General features: G+C 70.7%; 6 protein-coding genes. All 6 read right to left on the reverse strand.

The genetic code is table 11. The annotated features are described in order from the left end of the window. Positions 1-34: 34 nt before the first annotated feature. Positions 35-1,327: a DivIVA domain-containing protein gene (locus tag ACFW1A_RS37470; RefSeq protein ID WP_380417589.1), complete on the reverse strand. Its 1,293-nt coding sequence runs from the start codon at positions 1,325-1,327 to the stop codon at positions 35-37. A 49-nt stretch (positions 1,328-1,376) separates the two neighbouring features. Beyond that, a complete protein-coding gene (locus ACFW1A_RS37475; RefSeq protein WP_380417591.1) occupies positions 1,377-1,667 on the reverse strand; it encodes a YggT family protein in 291 nt (96 codons plus the stop codon). A 103-nt stretch (positions 1,668-1,770) separates the two neighbouring features. Further along, positions 1,771-2,376: a cell division protein SepF gene (locus ACFW1A_RS37480; protein ID WP_380417593.1), complete on the reverse strand. Its 606-nt coding sequence runs from the start codon at positions 2,374-2,376 to the stop codon at positions 1,771-1,773. A gap of 272 nt (positions 2,377-2,648) precedes the next feature. Further along, entirely contained in the window at positions 2,649-3,392 is a 744-nt protein-coding gene (locus tag ACFW1A_RS37485; protein ID WP_380417595.1) for a YggS family pyridoxal phosphate-dependent enzyme, read from the reverse strand. Between the two features lie 87 nt (positions 3,393-3,479). Continuing rightward, positions 3,480-4,682: a cell division protein FtsZ gene (gene ftsZ, locus ACFW1A_RS37490; RefSeq protein ID WP_380417597.1), complete on the reverse strand. Its 1,203-nt coding sequence runs from the start codon at positions 4,680-4,682 to the stop codon at positions 3,480-3,482. A gap of 408 nt (positions 4,683-5,090) precedes the next feature. Continuing rightward, positions 5,091-5,828 (reverse strand): cell division protein FtsQ/DivIB (locus tag ACFW1A_RS37495; RefSeq protein WP_380417599.1); only part of this gene is annotated, 738 nt, incomplete at its 5' end.

A 5,828-nucleotide genomic window follows, 5' to 3' on the forward strand; every position in this document is an offset into this window, starting at 1 on the left:
GTGCGGTGGGGGCGCTCTCAGGAGGGGGTGGGGATCAGTTGTCCCCGTCCTCGTCGATCAGGAAGCCGCGCATCGGGGCCGGCGCCTGCTGCATCGGCTGCATGGGCTGCGGCGGCTGCGGACGGACCGCGGCCATCGGCTGGGTCATGCCGGCCGGAGCCATCTGCGGAGCGGTCGGCCCGGCGGGCTGGCCGCCGAACGACGGCTGGACGTTGCCGCCGCCGAAGGACTGGTTGCCGCCGAACGACGGGGCGCTCCCGCCGAAGGAGGACTGGCCGCCGAAGGACGGCGCCCCGGTGGAGGCCATCGACGACGCGGCCGGGGGCAGCGAGGCGGTGGCCGGGATCCGCGGCGGGGCGAGCGAGTCGTCCGCCTGCGACTCCAGCTGGCGCAGCTGGGTCTCCAGGTAGGACTTCAGGCGGGTGCGGTACTCGCGCTCGAAGGCCCGCAGGTCCTCGACCTTGCGCTCCAGGGTGGCCCGGGCGGACTCCAGCGAGCCCATCGCGACCCGGTGCTTCTCCTGGGCGTCCCGCTCCAGCGCGTCGGCCTTGGCGCGGGCGTCCCGCTCCAGGCCCTCGGCGCGGCTGCGGGCCTCGCCGACGATCTTGTTGGCCTCGGACCGCGCCTCGGAGATCGCCTGGTCGGCGGTCTGCTGGGCGAGCGCGAGGACGCGGGCGGCGCTGTCGCCACCGGGACCCTGCTGCTGCATCGGGGCGCCCATCGGGCCGCCGAGCTGCTGCGGCATCGGCGCGCCCATCGGGGCGAGCTGCTGCTGGCCGCCCATGGTGCCCATCTGCGGCTGCATCTGGCCCATCGGGCCGCCCAGCGGCTGGAGCATCTGGCCGCCCATCGGCTGCACCAGCTGCTGCTGACCACCCATGGTGCCCATCTGCGGCTGACCCATCGGCTGCTGCTGCATCTGCTGCTGCTGCATCGGGTTGCCCATCGGACCGCCCTGGCCGGCCGGGAGCTGCGGCGCGCCGGAGGGCAGGCCGAGCGGCTGGCCCATCTGCTGCTGCTGCGGGGGCTGCTGCTGGCCCGGGCCCTGCTGGCCGGGGACCGGCGGGCCGGATATGGCGGCCGGCACCGGGGCACCGGGGCGCTGGGCCTCCTGCGGCTGCTCCTTGCGCATGTTGGCCTGGTTCTGCGCGGCAGCCCGGGTCGCGGCGGCCAGCTTGGCCCGCAGGTCCTCGTTCTCGCGCAGCAGGCGGGTCAGCTCCGCTTCGACCTCGTCGAGGAAGGCATCGACCTCGTCCTCGTCATAGCCTTCGCGCAGGCGGACGGTCGTGAACTGCTTGTTCCGAACGTCCTCGGGGGTCAACGGCATCTCTTCACCTCAACGTGATCGTCGGCACACTGGCATCCTGCCGCATCGCTCACCACGGCAGACGCTGCACGAGCGAGATCAGGACATACACAATGATCATCAGTACGAAGAAGGACAGGTCGAGCGCCACGCCCCCGAGACGCAACGGCGGAATGAACCGCCGAAGAAGCTTGAGTGGCGGATCCGTGACAGTGTACGTGGCCTCCAGGACCACCACCATGGCCTTCCCGGGTCGCCATGAGCGGGCGAACTGGAAGACCCAGTCCATGACCAGACGGAACAGCAGAACGACCAGGAAGACGGTCAGTGCGTAGTAGAGCACTGCCCCCACGATCCCCATCGGGTATCCCTCTCCCGGTTGCTTCTGAATCAAGCACTGCTCTGCGGTGATACTGCCTTGTCACGCACTGTCCAACAGGTCCACACATGGCGTCGTGGGCGGGTCAGCTCTGGTTGAAGAACCCACCCTCGGCGATCCGAGCCTTGTCCTCCGCCGTGACATCGACGTTAGCAGGCGACAGCAGGAACACCTTCTGCGTCACGCGCTCGATACTGCCGTGCAGACCGAAGACGAGTCCAGCGGCGAAGTCTACGAGCCGCTTGGCGTCGGTGTCGTCCATCTCGGTCAGATTCATGATCACCGGGGTGCCGCCGCGGAACTGTTCCCCGATGGTACGGGCCTCGTTGTAGGTCCGCGGGTGCAGCGTGGTGATGCGGTACGGCTCCCGCTCGTTCACGACCTTGGGCATGATCACCGGGGCACTCTTCTCCAGGTTCTGACGGCGTTCGGGTGTGATGGACGACACGGGAGCCATCCGCGGCGGCTCCTGCCGGATCGGCACCGCGGCGGGCACCGGCTGCGGCGCGATCGTGGCCACCGGCGCCGGCGGGGTCGGCGCGGCGGGCCGGGGCACCTCCTCGGTCCGCCCGGTCCGGATCGGCTCGGGGTCCGTGTCGTAGTCGTCGTCCGGGTCGTAACCCTGGCCGTCGTACGTCTCGTCCTCCACGAGGCCGAGGTAGACCGCCATCTTGCGCATTGCGCCGGCCATGCTCCTGTCCTCCGCTCTGTGGTGGATCGGCTTCGTCACCGGCCAGGCCCCGCGCCTCCCGAACTCTTCGAGTACGGTGGGCCCGTAGTCGAGTGTGCGGGGCGGGACGTGCGGTCCGCCCACTTTCCGTCAGATCCGGGGCGGTGTGCCCGAAAACCCGTCAGTCCGTGTGCGTGGCCGCGGACATACGATCCACGATTGGTTCGGTTCGACCGGACGAATCGGTGCTTTGTCCTGATTTGTCCGGCAGTCTGATCTACTACCCGGTGACGTTACCCGAGGGGTGACCGCGCACCGAGCACCGCCGTACCGACGCGTACATGTGTCGCTCCGGCAGCGATCGCCTGCTCCAGGTCCCCGCTCATGCCCGCCGAGACCATCGTGGCAGCAGGATGGGCCGCGCGTACGGCGCTTGAGATTTCCGCCAGCGCGGCGAAGGCGGCGGCCGGATCACCGGCCAGCGGACCGCTCAGCGGAGCCACCGTCATCACGCCGTCCAGCCGCAGTCCGGGCGTTCCCGCGATCAGGTCGGCCAGCGGCAACACCTGGTCCGGTGCCACTCCGGCGCGCCCGTGCCCGACCCCGGCGTCCAGCGCCACCTGCACCAGGCAACCCAGCTCCGGCCGCTCGGCCCTGAGCACCGCCTCGGACAGCGCTCCGACCAGCCGCGGCCGGTCGACGGAGTGAACATGGTGTGCGTAGCGCACCACCGAGCGCACCTTGTTCGTCTGCAACTGCCCGACGAAGTGCCAGACCAGCGGCAGGTCGGCGCACTCGGCCGCCTTCGGCGCGGCGTCCTGGTCGCGGTTCTCCGCCACCTCGCGCACCCCGAGCCCGGCGAGCAACCGGGTGTCGGAGGCGGGGTAGGTCTTGGTGACCACCACCAGCGAGACCTCGGCCCGCGGCCGGCCGGCCGCCGCGCAGGCGGCCGCGATCCGCTGTTCGACCGCGGACAGCCCGCCCCGCAGCTGCGCCAGCCGCTCCGCGGTGGTGCCGCCCTGCTGTCGGTCCGTCATCTCCGGTCACCTGCCCCTGTTCACACGACGGTGCCCATCCCGGCCACTGGCGGGATGGGCACCGAACCCTGGAAAAAATCTTACAAACTACTTGAGGAAGTCCGGGACATCGAGCTCCTCGGCCGGGCTCTCCACGTAGGGCAGCCGGGCCGGCTGAACCTGCGGCGGGACCGGCGGGGCCACCGCGGTCTCGACCTTGGCGGTCGGCGCGGAGCTCTCCTCGGAGCGGTTGGTCACCGCGCCCATCCCGCCGTACGGCCGGGTCGGCGCGTGCGCCGGACGCTCCGGCGCGGCCGCCGGGGTGCTCGCCTTGACCACCGGGTCGCGCACGATGGCCGGCGGCTGACCGCCGTCGAAGCCGGCCGCGATCACGGTGACCCGGACCTCGTCGCCGAGCGCGTCGTCGATCACCGCACCGAAGATGATGTTGGCCTCGGGGTGCGCGGCCTCGCTGACCAGCTGGGCCGACTCGTTGATCTCGAACAGCCCGAGGTCGGACCCGCCGGAGATGGAGAGCAGCACGCCGCGGGCGCCGTCGATCGAGGCCTCCAGCAGCGGCGAGGAGATCGCCATCACGGCGGCCGCCTTGGCCCGGTCCTCGCCGCGCGCCGAGCCGATCCCCATCAGGGCCGAGCCGGCGTCCGACATGACCGACTTCACGTCGGCGAAGTCGAGGTTGATCAGGCCGGGGGTGGTGATCAGGTCGGTGATGCCCTGGACACCGGAGAGCAGCACCTGGTCGGCGGAGCGGAACGCGTCCAGCACGCTCACCTGGCGGTCGGAGATGGACAGCAGGCGGTCGTTCGGAATCACGATCAGGGTGTCCACCTCCTCGCGGAGCGAGGCGATGCCGTCCTCGGCCTGGTTGGCGCGGCGGCGGCCCTCGAAGGTGAACGGGCGCGTCACGACGCCGATGGTGAGCGCGCCGAGCGAGCGGGCGATGTTGGCCACCACCGGCGCGCCGCCGGTGCCGGTGCCGCCGCCCTCGCCGGCGGTGACGAAGACCATGTCGGCCCCCTTGAGGACCTCCTCGATCTCCTCGCGGTGGTCCTCGGCGGCCTTGCGGCCGACCTCGGGGTTGGCGCCGGCGCCCAGACCGCGGGTCAGCTCACGGCCCACGTCCAGCTTGACGTCGGCGTCGCTCATCAGCAGGGCCTGCGCATCGGTGTTGATCGCGATGAACTCGACGCCCTTGAGCCCGACCTCGATCATCCGGTTGATGGCGTTGACACCGCCGCCGCCGATGCCGACGACCTTGATGACTGCGAGGTAGTTCTGCGGTGCTGCCACGTCGAAGGCCTCTCGCCTCGGGTGTCCGGGTCGACTTCCTGGGTCGCGGAAGCCGACGTTCAGAGGGGTGGGGAGCCCGGTTCCTGACTGATTGTCCGAAATGGATACCGGCGACCCGAACCCTAAACTTGACGTTGAGGGTTCATGGCGGACCGGTGCCGGGTTCCGAACGAAGCGTCAGGGACCGTCGGCACACCGCCTGGTGACACAGGACACTAAGTGCCGGACGGGCTCGTGTTCAACGAACACGCCGAGCTTCCCTTTTTTCTTTTGAGCCTATGTGATCACCACTCGGCGCCGAGCGCCGGGGGTGGGACCACCCAGGGTCGGCCACCCACCGACACGCCGTCAATGGTGCTGCCGACGGAGCGTCAATGGTGCTCCTGTGAAGAGAACCTACCGGATTGTTCAGCCGGAGATCGCCGGAGCCTCCGGCGCGCTCACGTCGTAGGTCCTGGCCTGCTGCTTCAGCAGCGCGCGCAGCACGGTGGCCTTGCGGTCGGTCCGCTCCGGGCTGCCCCAGCGCACGGTCGCGCCGTTCGCCAGGTGCAGCTCGATGTCGTCATACGAACGGACCAGCAGCCCCGGGGCCTGCTGGGCCACCTCCGGGGGCAGGCCGGCCGCCACCTGGACCGCGCCGCGGACCAGTTCGTCCTGCGGCAGCACCGCCGCCGCGTCCTGGGCCGGCTGGCTCAGCTGCAGCTCCACCACCGGAACACCGGGCGGTGGCGTCGCCTCGGTGGCGAAGCTCACCCCACTTGCATCCATTTGAGTGAACCTGCCATCAGAACCCTTGACGGCGGCCACCGCGGTCCGCTCGACCACCTTGACCCGGAGCGTGTGCGGCCAGCCGCGCCAGACCTCGGCCTTGGCCACCCGTGGGATCGCCTCCACCCGGTGCTGCACCGCGTCCAGGTCCACCCGGGCCAGCGGCCCGTGCTGCACCGGCCCTATGGCCGTGCGGATCTCGTCCACCGTCAGCTGGTCGTTGCGCAGGCCCTGGACGGCGACCGTGCGCACGTCCAGCGCCGAGGAGAAGAAGACCAGCCAGCCGACCAGGACGAGGACGGCGCCGACCAGCGCGCTGAGCACCACGACCCCCCGCCGCGACAGCCGCAGCGGGGGGTGCTCCTCGAAGTCGTCCTC

Origin of the sequence: Kitasatospora sp. NPDC058965, assembly GCF_042741245.1 — a bacterium.
GTDB lineage: Bacteria > Actinomycetota > Actinomycetes > Streptomycetales > Streptomycetaceae > Kitasatospora.